12 protein-coding genes are annotated in these 14270 nt (G+C 65.1%); 5 read left to right on the forward strand and 7 right to left on the reverse strand.

The window, feature by feature from the left end; genetic code table 11:
* Positions 1–383 precede the first annotated feature (383 nt).
* The 4 genes from C449_RS04060 to C449_RS04075 all read left to right on the forward strand — a co-directional run bounded on the left by C449_RS04060 (position 384) and on the right by C449_RS04075 (position 3656).
* Positions 384–869: a COX15/CtaA family protein gene (locus C449_RS04060; RefSeq protein ID WP_049913878.1), complete on the forward strand. Its 486-nt coding sequence runs from the start codon at positions 384–386 to the stop codon at positions 867–869.
* 174 nt (positions 870–1043) lie between these two features.
* Positions 1044–2042, forward strand: a complete 999-nt coding sequence (locus tag C449_RS04065) for a transporter substrate-binding domain-containing protein (protein WP_006076681.1) — start codon at positions 1044–1046, stop codon at positions 2040–2042.
* A gap of 40 nt (positions 2043–2082) precedes the next feature.
* Positions 2083–2913, forward strand: a complete 831-nt coding sequence (locus C449_RS04070) for an amino acid ABC transporter permease (RefSeq protein WP_006076682.1) — start codon at positions 2083–2085, stop codon at positions 2911–2913.
* Positions 2910–3656, forward strand: coding sequence for an amino acid ABC transporter ATP-binding protein (locus C449_RS04075; RefSeq protein ID WP_006076683.1), 747 nt, complete (start codon positions 2910–2912; stop codon positions 3654–3656). The genes C449_RS04070 and C449_RS04075 overlap by 4 nt, the downstream gene beginning before the upstream one ends.
* A 1-nt stretch (position 3657) precedes the next feature.
* Here the strand turns inward: C449_RS04075 and C449_RS04080 are convergent, their stop codons facing one another.
* The 4 genes from C449_RS04080 to mutS all read right to left on the reverse strand — a co-directional run bounded on the left by C449_RS04080 (position 3658) and on the right by mutS (position 10730).
* The gene (locus C449_RS04080; protein WP_006076684.1) at positions 3658–4719 is read right to left on the reverse strand and encodes a zinc-dependent alcohol dehydrogenase family protein; all 1062 of its coding nucleotides are present in this window, start codon (positions 4717–4719) and stop codon (positions 3658–3660) included.
* Between the two features lie 53 nt (positions 4720–4772).
* A complete protein-coding gene (locus tag C449_RS04085; RefSeq protein WP_006076685.1) occupies positions 4773–6239 on the reverse strand; it encodes a replication factor C large subunit in 1467 nt (488 codons plus the stop codon).
* Between the two features lie 74 nt (positions 6240–6313).
* The gene (mutL, locus tag C449_RS04090) at positions 6314–7978 is read right to left on the reverse strand and encodes a DNA mismatch repair endonuclease MutL (protein ID WP_006076686.1); all 1665 of its coding nucleotides are present in this window, start codon (positions 7976–7978) and stop codon (positions 6314–6316) included.
* Positions 7962–10730 carry a DNA mismatch repair protein MutS gene (gene mutS, locus C449_RS04095; RefSeq protein WP_049913879.1) on the reverse strand — a complete coding sequence of 923 codons (2769 nt, stop codon included), beginning with the start codon at positions 10728–10730 and terminating at the stop codon, positions 7962–7964. Before mutS ends, mutL begins: the two co-directional genes overlap by 17 nt.
* Positions 10731–10812: 82 nt before the next feature.
* Between mutS and C449_RS04100 the strand changes: the two genes are divergently transcribed.
* Positions 10813–11514, forward strand: coding sequence for a GNAT family N-acetyltransferase (locus tag C449_RS04100; protein ID WP_006076688.1), 702 nt, complete (start codon positions 10813–10815; stop codon positions 11512–11514).
* A gap of 9 nt (positions 11515–11523) precedes the next feature.
* Here C449_RS04100 and C449_RS04105 read toward each other — a convergent pair whose 3' ends face one another.
* From C449_RS04105 to C449_RS04115, 3 genes are all read right to left on the reverse strand, one after another.
* The gene (locus C449_RS04105) at positions 11524–12018 is read right to left on the reverse strand and encodes a GNAT family N-acetyltransferase (RefSeq protein ID WP_006076689.1); all 495 of its coding nucleotides are present in this window, start codon (positions 12016–12018) and stop codon (positions 11524–11526) included.
* A gap of 91 nt (positions 12019–12109) precedes the next feature.
* The gene (locus C449_RS04110; RefSeq protein ID WP_006076690.1) at positions 12110–13183 is read right to left on the reverse strand and encodes an NAD(P)-dependent oxidoreductase; all 1074 of its coding nucleotides are present in this window, start codon (positions 13181–13183) and stop codon (positions 12110–12112) included.
* A 94-nt stretch (positions 13184–13277) separates the two neighbouring features.
* On the reverse strand, positions 13278–13904 hold the full coding sequence (locus C449_RS04115; protein ID WP_006076691.1) for a metal-dependent hydrolase: 627 nt from the start codon (positions 13902–13904) through the stop codon (positions 13278–13280).
* Between the last annotated feature and the right edge of the window lie 366 nt (positions 13905–14270).

Consider the following 14270-nt stretch of genomic DNA (forward strand, 5'->3'; position numbering starts at 1 on the left):
TCGGGATCGGCAGCGATCTCCTCACACGCTGCCGCCACCCCCGGCGAGTACGCCAGCGAGAGGTCCCGTTGGGTGTTCGTGGGTTTGGTGGTCGCGATCTCGATCTTGCCCGGCGGTTCCTGACGGTGGTACTCCAGCGAGTCCTCGTCCAGTCCCATGCCGACCCTCTTCGGGGACGGGGTAAAAAATCTATCCGAAATCGACTTTCGACGATCGACGAACTAACTGATTCGTGTTTCGTAGTGAAGCGACGACGGCACGGTGGCGGTCAGCGAGGATGTGGTTGATCTTCCGACGGGGCAGTCGTCCGGCAAGCCAGTTTCTACGAGGGCTCCGACAAGTGGTTGGACAAGGATAAGTGCGCTCAGGGCGGAGTTCCGTCGATGGGACTCCGATTTCGGCACTTGGCCGCCGTCACCACCGGATTGACGTTCGCGCTCATCCTGCTCGGGGTGTACACCGCCGCAGCGGGCGCGGGACTGTCGTGTGGGGCGCGGTGGCCGCTGTGCAACGGCGCGGTGTTCGGGCTGTTCCCGGCGAACTGGCCGAGCTTCATCGAGTGGTTCCACCGTCTCGTCGCGATGATCACCGGATTCTTCATCCTCGGGACGACCTACGTGGCGTGGCGGGACGGGAAGGACCGCCGGACCCGCATCGCCAGCGCGATCGCGCTCGTCACACTGCCGGTGCAGGTCCTGCTCGGTGGGGCCACCGTGACGATCTACACCGCTCTCGTACAGGTGATTCACCACGCTGCTGCCCTCGTGATTTTCGCCGCGCTGGTCGCCACCACCGTGTGGGCCTACGAAACGCCCGACACCAACCGAACGAGCGCCGGCACTACCACCGGAATGAGCGCCGACGACTGAGACGCTCCCCCGATCCTGTTTCACGCCGTTCGGTCCACGGCACTGAACTGGTATCTCGTTCTACGATCCAGTATCCATGGTCGCTCGTCGATGGGCGTTTTTGGAGACGTTCTCGCCCGGCTCACGGAGTGACGCTGGCGAAAGGTTGAAACGTTCGTTATCCCCACGCAGGGTATGGATCGTAACGATCTGACGACGCGACGCGGGTATCTGAAGGCGACTGGCGCGGGTGTGGCGGCACTATCGCTCGCCGGTTGTGTCGGTGGTGGTGGCGACGGAAACGGCAGCGGGAGTGGAAACGAGAGCGGTGATGGTGGAGGCGGTGCCAACGGTAGTGGCGGCGGTGACGGTGGCAACGGAAGTAGTGACAACGCGAGTGGCGGAAGCGGTGGAAACGACACCGGCGGTAACGAGAGTAGCGGGAACGAGAGCGGTGATTCGGCCGAACAGGAGACCATCGTGATCGGCTCGGACATCCCGTACAAGCCGTTCGAGTACCGCACGAACGACGACGAACTCGTCGGGTTCGACGTCGGGATCGCCGATGCGGTCTTCGGCGAGCAGTTGGGCATGACGCCGAACTTCAAAGCCACCGCGTTCGACACGATCATCCCGTCGCTCAACAACGGCAACTTCCGGGTCATCATGAGCGCGATGACGATCAACGACGAGCGCGCACAGAAGGTCGACTTCTCGGACCCGTACTTCACGGCGTATCAGACAATCGTCGTGCTCCAGAACAGCGATATCTCCGCGAAGGAGGACCTGAAGGGCAAGACCGTCGGCGTCCAGAAGGGGACGACCGGTGAGGGCGCTGCCGAGGCGTTGAAAGAGGAGTTCGACGGCGACCTCACCATCCAGTCGTACGACCAGATCCCCGGCGCGTTCAGCGCACTGAACAACAACCAGGTCGTCGCGGTCATCAACGACAACACCGTCAACGGCCAGTTCGTCGACGAGAACTCGGACATCGCCCGGTTCGTCGAGGGAGAGGGCGAAGCCGCTGCCCAGGGCAAGAACGCCCCGCCGTACCTCACCCTCACCGTCGAGGAGTACGGTATCGCCTTCCGGAAGGACGACGACGACCTCAAAGGGAGGGTGAACGAGGCGCTCGCGACTATCAGGGACAACGGCACCTACGAGGAGATTTACAACGAGTACTTCGACGCCTGAACCACCAACAGCTATCACTGCGTCCTGCCAACTATCATCAATGACCGAGTCATATTCGGACGCGACCACGACGGACGAGACCGGAAACCGGTTGTTCAACGACAGCACGCTGAAGTGGGTCGGTGTCGCCGTCGCCGGCGTGTTCACCCTCGGTGTCGCGGCGTTTCTCGCGTACATCGTGGTCGTGCAGGTCGACTTCGATCTCCTCGTGGAGGTGGTCCATCCACAGTTCACCGACGCGTTCATCACGGTGCTTCGCATCGTCGTCATCAGCAGCGTGCTGTCGGTCATCGCCGGGGTCGCCGTCGGCCTCGGCCGTGTCTCCCAGACGCGTTTCACGCGAACGATCGCGCGCGGATACATCGAGTTCTTCCGCGGGACGCCACTGCTCTTCCAGTTAATGGTCATCTTCCTCGGCGTGCCGACGTTCTGGCCGCCGGGCGCGTTCCCGATCTCGAACTTCGCGGTTCCCGCGGCCATCATCGGGTTGACACTGAACCACGCGGCGTACATCGGCGAGGCGATCCGGGGTGGCATCGAGGCCGTGCCGGACGGTCAGATGGAGGCGGCCCGCTCGCTCGGGCTCTCGTACATCCAGTCGATGCGGGAGGTCGTTCTGCCACAGGCGTGGCGTAACGCCCTGGCGGCCATCGGCAACGATCAAGTCATCCTCGTGAAGGACACCTCGCTTCTGACCGTGATCGCGGTCCCCGAACTCATCAGCGCGTTTCGCAATGTGAACAGCAACAACTTCGATGCGTGGACGCCGATCGTCATCGTCGCGGTCGCGTATCTGCTGATCACCATTCCGCTCGGGAAAGTCGTCAGCTATCTCGAAGCGCGCGCTGACCCCGCGAGTGATCGACGATGAGCCGGACTCACGACGCGCCGCTCGTCGAGTTCGAGGGCGTGGACAAGTACTTCGGTGAAGCACACGTGCTGAAGGACATCGATCTCGCGATCGACGACCGGGAGGTCTGTGTCGTCGTCGGTCCGAGCGGCAGCGGGAAGTCGACGCTGCTGCGGTGTACCAACCGGCTCGAAGAGATCCAGTCGGGCGACATCCGCCTGGCGGGCGAATCGATCTCGGCACCGGGTGCGAACGTCGACCGGCTCCGCCAGCGCATCGGGATGGTGTTCCAGAGCTTCAATCTCTTCCCCCACAAGACCGCACTCGAAAACGTCACGCTCGGGCCGATGAAGGTGCGCGGGCTCTCGAAAGCCGAGGCCACCGACCGCGCCGATCGGCTGCTCGATCGGGTCGGGCTCTCGGGCCAGGACGACTCCTACCCGAACCAGCTTTCGGGGGGCCAACAACAGCGCGTCGCGATCGCCCGTGCGCTCGCGATGGAGCCCGAAGTGATGTTGTTCGACGAGGTGACGAGCGCGCTCGACCCCGAACTCGTCGGCGAGGTGCTCGAAGTGATGCGGGGCCTCGCCGACGAGGGGATGACGATGATGGTCGTGACCCACCAGATGGGGTTCGCCCGCGAGGTCGGTGACCGCGTGGTGTTGATGTCCGAAGGTCGAATCGTCGAAACCAGCGACCCGGAACGGTTCTTCGCCGATCCCGACACCGAACGTGGCCAGCAGTTCCTCTCGCGGCTGCTCTGACCTACAGTTCGGTGACGACCTCGATTCCGTTTGTTTCGTACTCGCTCATCGCGGCGAGGCGCTCGGAAACGTCGTCGAGTCCGACCTCACGCGTGACGAGGCGGCCGGGATCGAGAACGCCGCTCTCGACGAGTCGGAGCACCTCGTCGTAGCCCGTCGGCGACAGCCCTCGCACTCCCAAAAAATCGATCTCTCCTCGGGCGATCGCGTCGGTCGGCAGCGCGATCTCGCCGCGCTCGGCGTCGGTCGTCAGTCCGACCTGGACGTGACGGCCGCGCCGCCGGAGGCTCTCGACCGCATCGTGACATGTCTCCTGCCTGCCGAGCGCGTCCATCGTGACGTGCGCGCCACCGTCGGTGAGCGCCGCGATCGCTCCCGGTACGTCGTCGGTTTCAGCCCCGTTCACCGTCTCAGTCGCACCGACCTTGCTCGCGAGATCGAGGGTTGCGTCGTCGACATCGACCGCGACGACCCGTGCGCCGAGCGCGCTCGCGATCTGCACCGCCGAGAGACCCACCCCGCCACAGCCGAACACCGCGACCCACTCGCCGGCCGCAATGTCGGCGCGGCGGACGAGCGCGTTGAACGCCGTGACGTATCGACAGCCGAGCGCCGCCGCGTCGACTGGCGCGACGCTCTCCCCCAATTTCGTGAGATTGTACGCGGCGTTCGGGACGTGAACCCGCTCGGCGAACGCGCCCGGCGCGTCGGACTCGAATCCGAGCGCGCGGTCGTCGGGGCAAATGTTCCCGTGGCCGGTCACACACTCGTCGCAGACACCACACCCGAGGTTGAACGGGATCGCGACGCGCTCGCTACCCTCGAAGGCGGTGACGTGATCACCGGTCTCGACGATTCGACCGACGGGCTCGTGACCGAGGATCTGCCCACGAGGAACCTTGTCGTCGGCCCACTCGCCGTGGCCCTGCCAGGCGTGCCAGTCGCTCCGGCAGATGCCGCAGGCCTTGACCGAGACCACGACTCCGTGGTTCTCAACGTCGGGCGGTGCGACCGACTCGATCGCGAGCGGTTCGCCGTATTCCTGGAGAACTGCGGCGCGCATGTGTGTCGTTCGCACTGGACTGTGAAAAGCGTCGCCGGCCGCCGCTAGCCGCTTCAGTAGAAATCCCCGAGACCGGACTGGGAGTCGTCAGCCTGGTCGTCTCCAGCATCCGCGCCTTGATCGCCCTCCTCGTCCGTATCGGTCGGATCGTCGCTTGCCTCGTCGTCGTCAGAATCGTCGTTCGTCTCGGGTTCCTCGATCGTTCGCGTCGCGCCCTCGAACGCCCCCTCGGCGTGTGAAACCGCCTCCTTGTCGCGCAATTCGGCGGCGTCGGCGACGATGTCCTGGACCTTGTTGGTGTCCTTCCCGCTACCGGTGATGAAGGCGACGTGTTCTGCGTCGAGATCGTACCGCGCAGCCATCGTCACCGTCAGCTCCCGGTTCTTGCAGTGGTGGGTCATCGCCGACAGGAACGGCATGACGTCGTTACGTGCGCTCGCCATGCTCATCCCACTGCTCTCGGCGATGTGCTGGGCGACGTAGTCGCGTTTCTCGCGGGTGCCCCGCGAGCGGCCGAGTTTCGACCAGTAGCTCGGCGGGCCGTACCGCGTCCAGCCGCCCTTCGGTTCCCGGCGGGCGGCCGCGACGCCAGCAGTCATCGCATCGCCCGCGTAGCGCCAGTAGGAGTAGTCTTGGGTGGCCCGGACCCGCCCGAGCCACCGATCGGCGTTCGCGAGGTTGTCATAGGCGTCGGCGAGTTCCGCTCCGTGGAAATCCTTCGGGACGTTGTCCTCGATCCAGTTGATGAGGTCGTCGGGGGTCTCGTCGACGTCGTAGGAGGACCGGAGCGCGCCTTCGGCGTCCTCCTCTTTGATCAGCGCATCGAGGAAGTCGAAGATCCCAGTGGTTCGGTCGCGGTCACCGGTCACCACGTCCTCGGCGGTGAGTTGCTCGTTCACTTCTGCGAGCGCCTGAAGATCGTTGACAGCTCCCCGGAGATCGCCGCTGTTCGACTCGGCGATCGCCTCCAGGGCTTCGGACTCGTACTCGACCTCCTCCCGTCGACAGATGTCCCGAAGAACGGGGAGGATCGAGCGCGCGGAGACGTCTCGGAACTCGATCGTCTCGCAGGCGTTCCGCAGGGAGTTCGACATGTCGTAGAACTCGTTGGCGATGAGGACCATCGGCTGGCCCGCCTCCTTCACGAGGCTCGTGATCGCCCGCGACCCGCCACGGTCGACGTTACCGTGGAGGTTGTCGGCTTCGTCCAAAACAACGAGCCGCCGGCCCGCGCTCCCGCCGGTAAGCGTGCCGGATTTCGCGGCCTCGCCCGCGACTCGCTCGACGACCGCCTTCGTGCGCTGGTCGGAGGCGTTGAGTTCGATCGTCGGCCAGTCCATGTCGGCCGCGAGCGCGTGGGCCGCCGAGGTCTTGCCGACGCCCGGCGCACCGTGGAGGATCACCGCTTCGCGGTGGTCGTCCCACGTCTCAGCCCACTCGGCGAGCGCGTCCCGGGCTTTGTTGTTGCCACGGACCTCCGAGAGCGTCGACGGACGATACTTCTCCGTCCAATCAACCATTGTCGGCGTTACACGCGAACCGTGGTTAGGTGTTCCGAACGAACTCGAAGCGAGTCGAGAGCGGGATGCGTTCGTCAGTCGAACCGGGTGTTCGGTCGCTCGAACCCACGAGCGAACGTCTCTTCGTCGATCGTCAGCACCGTGGGTCGGCCGTGAGGACACGCAAAGGGCTGTTCACATGTCCCGAGACGTTCGACGAGTCGAGTGGCGTCCTCGCTCGAAAGAGACTCGCCGGCTTTGAGCGAGGGATGACACGCGACATCCTTCAAGAGCTCCTCGCGTGGATTCTCCGGCTCGTCGCCGGCGAGGAACCCATCGAGCACGTCGTGAACGGCCGACGGCTCCGCGACGCGACCGAGCGGCGCGGGCAGGCCTGTCGCTCGATACGCACCCCCGTCGGTTTCGATCCGGAACCCGAGCGCGTCGAGTGCGTCAGCGTTGGCCTCCACGAGCGCCGCCTCGGCGGCCGTCAACGAGAGCGGCGTCGGCTCGATTCCGACCGAGCTGATCCCGTCGTCGAGCGCCTCTCGCAACCGTTCGAAGTTGATCCGTTCGTGGGCGGCGTGCTGATCGACGACGAGGAGGTCGTCGTCGGCCTCGCACAACAGGTAGAGTCCGCGGAACTGACCGATGACCGAGATCGTGTCGAACGCCGACTCGCCCGCGGGTTCGCCGAGTGACGAGTCGAGATCGAGCGCGACCTCCCCTGTCCGCGCGAGGTCCTGGGTCGCGAGCGCGTCGGCGATCGCCTGTTCGACCGCTTCGGCGACTTCATCCGGATCGGCGAACGCGACTTCGTCCTTCGAGGGGTGGACGTTGACGTCGACCCGCTCGGGTGGGAGGGAGACATCGACCACGGCGATGGGGTACCGGTCGTCGGGCAGCAGGGTCCCGTAGCCGTTCGTCACCGCCTTTCTGACGGTCGGATCGTCGAGCGCGCGGCCGTTGATCGCGGTGGTGACGTGTGCCGGCGTCGATCGGGTGATAGAGGGATAAACGACGAGCCCGCTCACGCTGACCCCGTTGGACGGTTGATCGTCGCCGCTCTCCTTCTCGTCTTCCTGGCCGAACTCGGTGCTCTGGCCCGCCACCTCGCGATTGTACACCCCGAGGATCGCGTCGGTGTAGCTCCCCGAGCCTGGCGTCGAGAGCACGGTCCGGCCGTCGTGCGTGAGAGAGAACCGCACGTCTGGATGGGTCAGTGCGTAGTCCGAAACCGTCTCGCTGACCCGGGCGAACTCGCGTTTCGGCGTGGCGAGGGACTTCCGACGCACTGGCGTGTTGGCGAAGAGGTCGGTAACCGAGATTGTGGTGCCGACCGCCCGCCCTGCCGGCCCCGTCGTTTTCTCTCCGCCGTCGACGACGACGCGCGTGCCGGCGGCCCCGCTCTCTGCCGCCTTCGTGGTGAGTTCGAGGCGCGCGACCTGCGCGATGCTCGGCAGCGCCTCGCCACGGAATCCGAGCGTCGCGACGCGTTCGACGTCCTCGACGCCACCGATCTTGCTCGTGGCGTGACGCTCGACGGCGAGGCGAGCGTCGGTTTCGGTCATCCCGTGACCGTCGTCGGCGACCCGGATCAGGTCGAGACCCGCGTTCTCGACGACGACCTCGACACTCGACGTACCGGCGTCGAGGCTGTTCTCGACGAGTTCGGTGACGACGCTCGCGGGGCGCGTGACGACCTCGCCGGCCGCAATGCGTTCGACGGTTTCGGGATCGAGTTCAGTGATTCTCGTCATCGAGTCGGCGTTTGAGCCCGTCGAGCCGGACGAGCGCCTCCACGGGCGTCGTCTCGGCGATCCGCAGGCTCCGTAGTTCGGTTACGATCTCGGCGCGGATAGCGGCTTCGTCCGGGTCGGTCTCGGCTGTCGGATCGATATCGCGGCGATCGTTGCGGTCGGCCGCTTCACCGCTGTGGTCGCCATCATCGTGTCCGCCTTTCCCGTCGTCCTCGCTCAGTGGGTCCTGATCGACGGTCCCCGACACGAGTTCGCGCGAGCGCTCGACGACCGGTTCGGGAACGCCGGCCATCCGTGCGACGTCGACGCCGTAGGAGGCCGAGGCGGCTCCCTCGGCCACCGTGTGGAGGAAAGTCACTTCCCCGTCGGTTCGATCGGCGGCGAACTGTAGGGTCTGGACGCCGTCGCGTTCTTCGGCGAGTTCCGTAAGGTCGTGGTAGTGGGTCGCAAACAGCGTGGTCGCACCGATCTCGTCGTGGATGAACTCCGTCACCGCCCTGGCGATCGCCTCGCCGTCGGTCGTGCTGGTCCCCCGACCTACCTCGTCGAGGAGGACGAGCGATTCGGCGGTCGCGCCGTGGAGAACGTCGGTGACCTCGGCCATCTCGCGCATGAACGTCGATTGGCCGCCCGCGATGTCGTCGCTCGCGCCGACCCGTGTGAACACTCGGTCGACGACCGGGAGGTGTGCCTCTTGGGCCGGCACGAAACTTCCCATCTGGGCGAGGATCGCGATCAACGCGATCTGGCGCATGTACGTCGATTTCCCCGCCATGTTTGGCCCCGTAACGATGGCGAACGGTTCCTCGCACAGATCGGCGTCGTTCGGCACGAACTCGGCGTGGCGTTCGACCACGGGATGACGACCGTCGCGGATCGCGATACCGTCGTTGCCGAATTCGGGCCGGGCGTAGTCGTTCTCGACGGCGACGTGCGCGAGCGTACAGAGCACGTCGAGGCTCGCGAGGTGGTCGGCGAGGCGCTGAACGCGGTCGGTTTCGGCGGCGATCTCGCTTCGGATATCGGTAAAGAGCTGGTGTTCGCGCGAATCGGCGCGTTCGGCCGCGCCGAGGATCTCGTCCTCGTGACGTTCGAGTTCGGGGGTGTAGAACCGCTCGGAGTTTTTGAGTGTTTGCCGACGGGTGTATTCGTCAGGCACCGCATCGAGGTTCGCGTTCGTGACCTCGATGTAGTAGCCGTGGACCTCGGTGTGACCTACCGAGAGTGAGTCGATTCCGGTCCGTTCGCGCTCGCGTTCTTCGAGATTTGCCACCCACTCCCGTCCTTCGCGCGCGGTTGCCCGGAGGTCGTCGAGGTCGTCGTCGAACCCCTGCACGATGACGCCGCCCTCGGTGATCTCGGCGGGAGGTTCGGCCTGAATCGCCCGCCCGATCAGCCCCCGGACATCGTCGAGTCCGTCGAGTCCGTCGCGACACTCCGCGAGCAGATCGGATTCGGCGTCCGATAGCTCCTCTCGAAGCCGGGGAACGACGTCGAGCGTCGTCTTCAGCGCACGGAGGTCGCGGGCGTTCGCCCGATTGCGCGAGACGCGCGCCACGAGCCGCTCGATGTCGTAGACCCCCCGCAGGAGTTCGCGGACCTCCTCGCGGACGAGCGATTCGCGCGTCAACTCCTCGACGGCGTCGAGGCGTGCCTCGATCGTCGCCTGATCGAGCAGCGGACGACGGAGCCACCGGTCGAGTTCCCGCCGCCCGAGTGCACACGCAGTCTCGTCGAGCACCGCCACGAGCGTGTGGTCGTCGTCGCCCGCTCGATTCTCGAAAACGTCGAGGCTCCGGAGCGCGGTCGCGTCGAGACCCATTCGTTCGCGGGGGTCGTATCGGGTGAGTCTGGTGACGTGACCGAGTTCACCGTTGGCGGCCTGGGTGTGCTCCGCGTAGGCGAGCAGCGCGCCTGCGGCCCTGATCTCGCTCTCACACTCGAACACCGCTTCCGGCTGCGGTGCGTACGACGCGACGCGCTCGCGAGCGGTCTCAGTATCGAACGCCGTCTCGTCGTACGGCGTCACCATGCAATCGATATCGAAGTCTCCGCACGAAACCTCCGGCGCAAGTACGACCTCCGCTGGACCGAGCCTGTCGAGTTCGTCCCGAATCGTCCCCCGAGAATCGTCGCTCGTGGCGCGGAACTCACCGGTCGAGACGTCGACGAACGCGACGGCGTAGGTCGTTCCCGACGGTTCCACACCCCCACTCCCGCCCGCTTTCGCGCTGATCCCGCCGTCCGTCTCAGTGGTGGCCGCTTCATCCGTAGTTGCTCCCGGACCAGTGCCGTGTTCCTCACTCGTCTCGATCATCTCCCCTGCGAGACAGGCGACGTAGTTGTTGCCGGGCGCGAGCAGTTCGTCCTCGACGACCGTGCCGGGAGTGACGACCCGAGTGACCGCCCGATCGACGACACCGGTAGCCTCGTCGGCATCCTCGACCTGCTCGGCGATCGCGATCCGGTAGTCCGCATCGAGGAGCGTTTCGACGTACGTCACTGCGTTGTCGATCGGGATTCCCGCCATCGGGTAGGTTCCCGTGCTGTCCTCGCGCTGGGTGAGGGTGATCTCGAGTTCGCGCGCGATCGTCTCCGCCGCCCCGCAGAACGCTTCGTAGAAATCCCCCATCTGAAAGAGGAGCAGTGCGTCGTCGTACGCTTCGCACAGCTCGACGTACTGCGTCATCATCGGCGTGAGGTCCTCGCGACTCGCCGTCATCCCCTCCGGCGGTCCGAGCGCGGCGTCCATACCCGCCCGCGGAACGCCATTGTACAAAGACTTGCGGGTGACCTCGGTGAACGCTTTTGTTCCGGGGTTCACAGTTCGAACCATGTTCCCCGAACGTATCGAAACTGATCGATTGATCCTCGAACGTCTCTGTCACGAGAACATCGACCTTCAGGAGTTCTATCGCGTCTGTTCGGACACCGACGGTAGCGAGGAGCGACGCTCCGCGGACCATTCGAGCGGGCAGCGAGGCGGTTCCACCGCCTCGAAGGAGACGGCGAAGCCGTCTCCCAGCCCGCGAGAAAACAGCGAAGGGATGGACGAGGTCACGCGATACATGCCGTGGGACCCCCACGCGACGATCAACGAATCGAAGGAGTTCATCGACGGGGCGGAAAAGCGGTGGAAAGAGGCCGAAGGTGCGGATTACGCCATCCGCCCCGCTGAGGACGAGGGCGGAGCGGGTGCGTTCGCCGGTGTCGGCTCACTGCATCTCGATTGGGACCGACAAACCGGCAGTCTTGGTATGTGGCTCCGCAAGCGATTCTGGGGCCGTGGGTACTCGGGCGAGCGCGCGGCGGCGCTGATGGAGCTCGCCTTCGAGCGCCTCGATCTCGAAGTGGTCGCCGTCACCCACCACGCCGACAACGAGAAATCCAAACGGGCGATCGAGAAGTACGTCGAGGCCCACGGCGGCCAGTGTGAGGGCTACCTCCGAAACTGGGCTCCGTACGGTGATGAGGTGGCCGACGAGTACCGATATACCGTCACGCAAGCGGAGTACCGCGACGCGACCGGGGACTGAGACCGCGGGCTAATCGAGGTCGCGCGCGACGAGATTGCCCCACGGCTCGAACCCCTCGCGTCGATAGACGCTCGCGGCGCGGCCGTTTTTCGTTCCGACGTCGAGTGCGATCCGGTCGACGGGGAGATCCTGAGCACGGGCACACTCGTACGCCGCTGCGAGGAGGTCGTCGGCGAGCCCCGTTCCCCGGGCTGACTCGTGGACGTAGAGCTCGTTCAACACCGCGGCGTCCCATATCATCGCGAATTTTTCGGGGAGAACGAACACGTAGCCCGCGAGTCCGTCTCCGTCGCTCGATTCGGCGATGGTCACGCAGTCGGCGTCGCGTTCGACGCACCGTTCGACCCACGCGAGGTAGCGCTCGCGGTAGTCCTCGGTGAGCTTTCCGTCGTACGTGTCGGCTTTCTCGCCCTCGCCAAGTTGGCCGAGTTCGTGCTCGAACGCCGCCTTGCACTCCCAGAGTTCCGCTGCATCCCGTTCGGGATCGTACGGCCTGTGGTCCATGCGCGGCGTTCGTCGGTCGAGGAGATACGGGTTCCGGCAGCCCGGTCGCCACAGTCGGTACGGAATTCGGTGTCTGTGTTGGATGGATCAGTCAGTCGCTTTCCTCGTCACCACCTCGCCGACTGAGTCGGTCCCACTCTTCCTGCGGACGATTGAACGCGCGGTAGACCGACGTGATTCGGGAGGGATGGTGCCAGTCCGGATCGTTGAATTCGAGGTTACGATCCAGCACGGCGGCCCCGTAGTTCTCGGCGGCCAGCTGTGTCTGGTGGGCCGCAGTCAGCAGCGGCACGTAGGTGTTCGAGGCGTGGGCGATGGCGAGCGCGTAGCTCGGGTCCTTCGCCCAGTCTGAGCTTCGCATCCTGGTGTGGATTCCCTGTTGGTCGACCCGAAATCCTCGGTCTCCGGTATCGTGTTCGTCGGCGTTGGTGGTGTGCTCGAATCCTTCGGCCGACCGGTACTCGGTACCGAAATACGCCCCAGGGATATTCCATTCGAGCAGGCCGACGACGCGCTCGGGATCGACACCGTTCTGCGTGAGGAACTCGGTCACCTCGGCGGCGATGGCCGCTAGACACGTCGCGCGCAGCACGTTGGCCGCCTTGACGACGTGACCGTTGCCGATCCCCTCGAAGAACTCGTGACGGTGGGACAGAATCTCGATGACGGGGCGCACCTGCTCGTAGTCCTCGGGCGTCCCACCGGCGAACATCGTGTATGCGGGACCGCGATCATCGTCGTACTCGCCCGGTCCTTGATGGGTGATCCCGCAGTCCACGTAACCAGCGCCGCGCTCGTGACAGATCGATTGATAGCGAACGTCCAGACTCGGCGGTGTCGTCCCCGTATCGAGCACGATCTGGTCCGAACCGAGCGTTTCGAGAACGCCGTCTTCCCCTTCCATCGTGATTTCGACGGTCTCTCGACCCGGGAGGGAGAGAACGACGACTTTTGCCCGGTCGGCCACGTCTGCGGGACTTTCCGCAGCGACCGTACCAGACTCGACGGCCGCTGCGACCGCCTCCGGGTCCACGTCGAAGACGACGGGTTCGTAGTCCGCGTCAGCGAGGTTAGTCACGAACCACTGGCCGACACGACCGGCCCCGATCAGCCCGACACTATCGACTCGCGGTTCGTCACGACTGCTGTCGGGATCTGCTGTCATATCCGTGAACGAACGCTCAGATAGCGTGGGCAAAAGTCTGTTGACGACTTCGGCGGAACGATGGACAGTACCGCCCGACGACGATCTCGCTTGCTCACTGCCGCTCCCACAGCCGGGTCGTGAGGACGAACACGCTCGTGACGATCAACAGGAGCTGCCAGCCCGACTGGGCGACCGGGAAGACTCGCTCGACGTTTTCCGGCTCGGCTCCTCGCGTGGGATCGACCCCGGAGTTGATGTGGACCTGCTCGGTCGAGCCACGTGCAGCCTCACTTCCCGGCCCGAACTCTACGAACGTCTGGACGAGCCCGCGGTTGTTCGAGAAAAGCAACTCGCCGGAGAGCGCGTAGAACTGGTCGTGGATCGGATAGAAGAGGTTCACGCCACCACCGACGAGATCGAGACCGATGGCCGCAAACGCGACCGCAGCGACGCTCACCCACGCGATCCGCGCGCCGCGAGCCTGCCACCGCGCTCGGACGAACGACACCTCACGAATGCGGGTGTCGTAGTAGAGCAGCGCCGTCGCCCCGAGGGGGAGCAGGAGAGTGTGGAGCACGGAGCGGTGGCCGCCCGGGATCACGAATCCGGTGAAGGCATCGAGATCGGGAACGATCGTTACCGCGAGCACGATCGCGACCGCGCGAGCGTCGAAGTGATCGGCGAGCAACCCGGCGGCGAGCAGTCCCGCGAGCGCGCAGTGGACGACCGTCGATGGCACGATCGGGGTTCGGCGCACCGGCGAATAGTCCTTCCGCCGGGCTCGTGGGTAGTGTTCAGATAAGTCGGAAGAATCGAGACAGCGACAGCAATCACAACGAACTCGAAAGCCCCGACCGGCTCAGGTCCCGGGACTCGCTGCGATCCTCAGTCGCGTTGCTCCTTGCGGTTCTTACTTCGGCCGGGTTCCCTGAGCCGGTCGCCCCTTTCAGTCCCACCCGACGTGGTTTCCGCGGTCAGCGTCGCTTATCTGAACAGCGTCAAACTGACAGGGAAAGAAAACAAATATCGGCGAATGCAAGCGACACTGTGAGCCGAAATTGGGTACGGGAATCCGATGAGAGAACACGGAGTCAGCATGCTCTCG

It is taken from the genome of Halococcus saccharolyticus DSM 5350, from assembly GCF_000336915.1.
Classification (GTDB): Archaea; Halobacteriota; Halobacteria; order Halobacteriales; family Halococcaceae; genus Halococcus; species Halococcus saccharolyticus.

Excerpts from the sequence above, each read along its gene's own strand:
- C449_RS04060 (WP_049913878.1), top strand. The coding sequence starts at position 384 with ATGGGACTCCGATTTCGGCACTTGGCCGCCGTCACCACCGGATTGACG.
- C449_RS04065 (WP_006076681.1), top strand. The coding sequence starts at position 1,044 with ATGGATCGTAACGATCTGACGACGCGACGCGGGTATCTGAAGGCGACT.
- C449_RS04070 (WP_006076682.1), top strand. The coding sequence starts at position 2,083 with ATGACCGAGTCATATTCGGACGCGACCACGACGGACGAGACCGGAAAC.
- C449_RS04075 (WP_006076683.1), top strand. The coding sequence starts at position 2,910 with ATGAGCCGGACTCACGACGCGCCGCTCGTCGAGTTCGAGGGCGTGGAC.
- C449_RS04080 (WP_006076684.1), bottom strand. The coding sequence starts at position 4,719 with ATGCGCGCCGCAGTTCTCCAGGAATACGGCGAACCGCTCGCGATCGAG.
- C449_RS04085 (WP_006076685.1), bottom strand. The coding sequence starts at position 6,239 with ATGGTTGATTGGACGGAGAAGTATCGTCCGTCGACGCTCTCGGAGGTC.
- mutL (WP_006076686.1), bottom strand. The coding sequence starts at position 7,978 with ATGACGAGAATCACTGAACTCGATCCCGAAACCGTCGAACGCATTGCG.
- mutS (WP_049913879.1), bottom strand. The coding sequence starts at position 10,730 with ATGGACGCCGCGCTCGGACCGCCGGAGGGGATGACGGCGAGTCGCGAG.
- C449_RS04100 (WP_006076688.1), top strand. The coding sequence starts at position 10,813 with ATGTTCCCCGAACGTATCGAAACTGATCGATTGATCCTCGAACGTCTC.
- C449_RS04105 (WP_006076689.1), bottom strand. The coding sequence starts at position 12,018 with ATGGACCACAGGCCGTACGATCCCGAACGGGATGCAGCGGAACTCTGG.
- C449_RS04110 (WP_006076690.1), bottom strand. The coding sequence starts at position 13,183 with ATGACAGCAGATCCCGACAGCAGTCGTGACGAACCGCGAGTCGATAGT.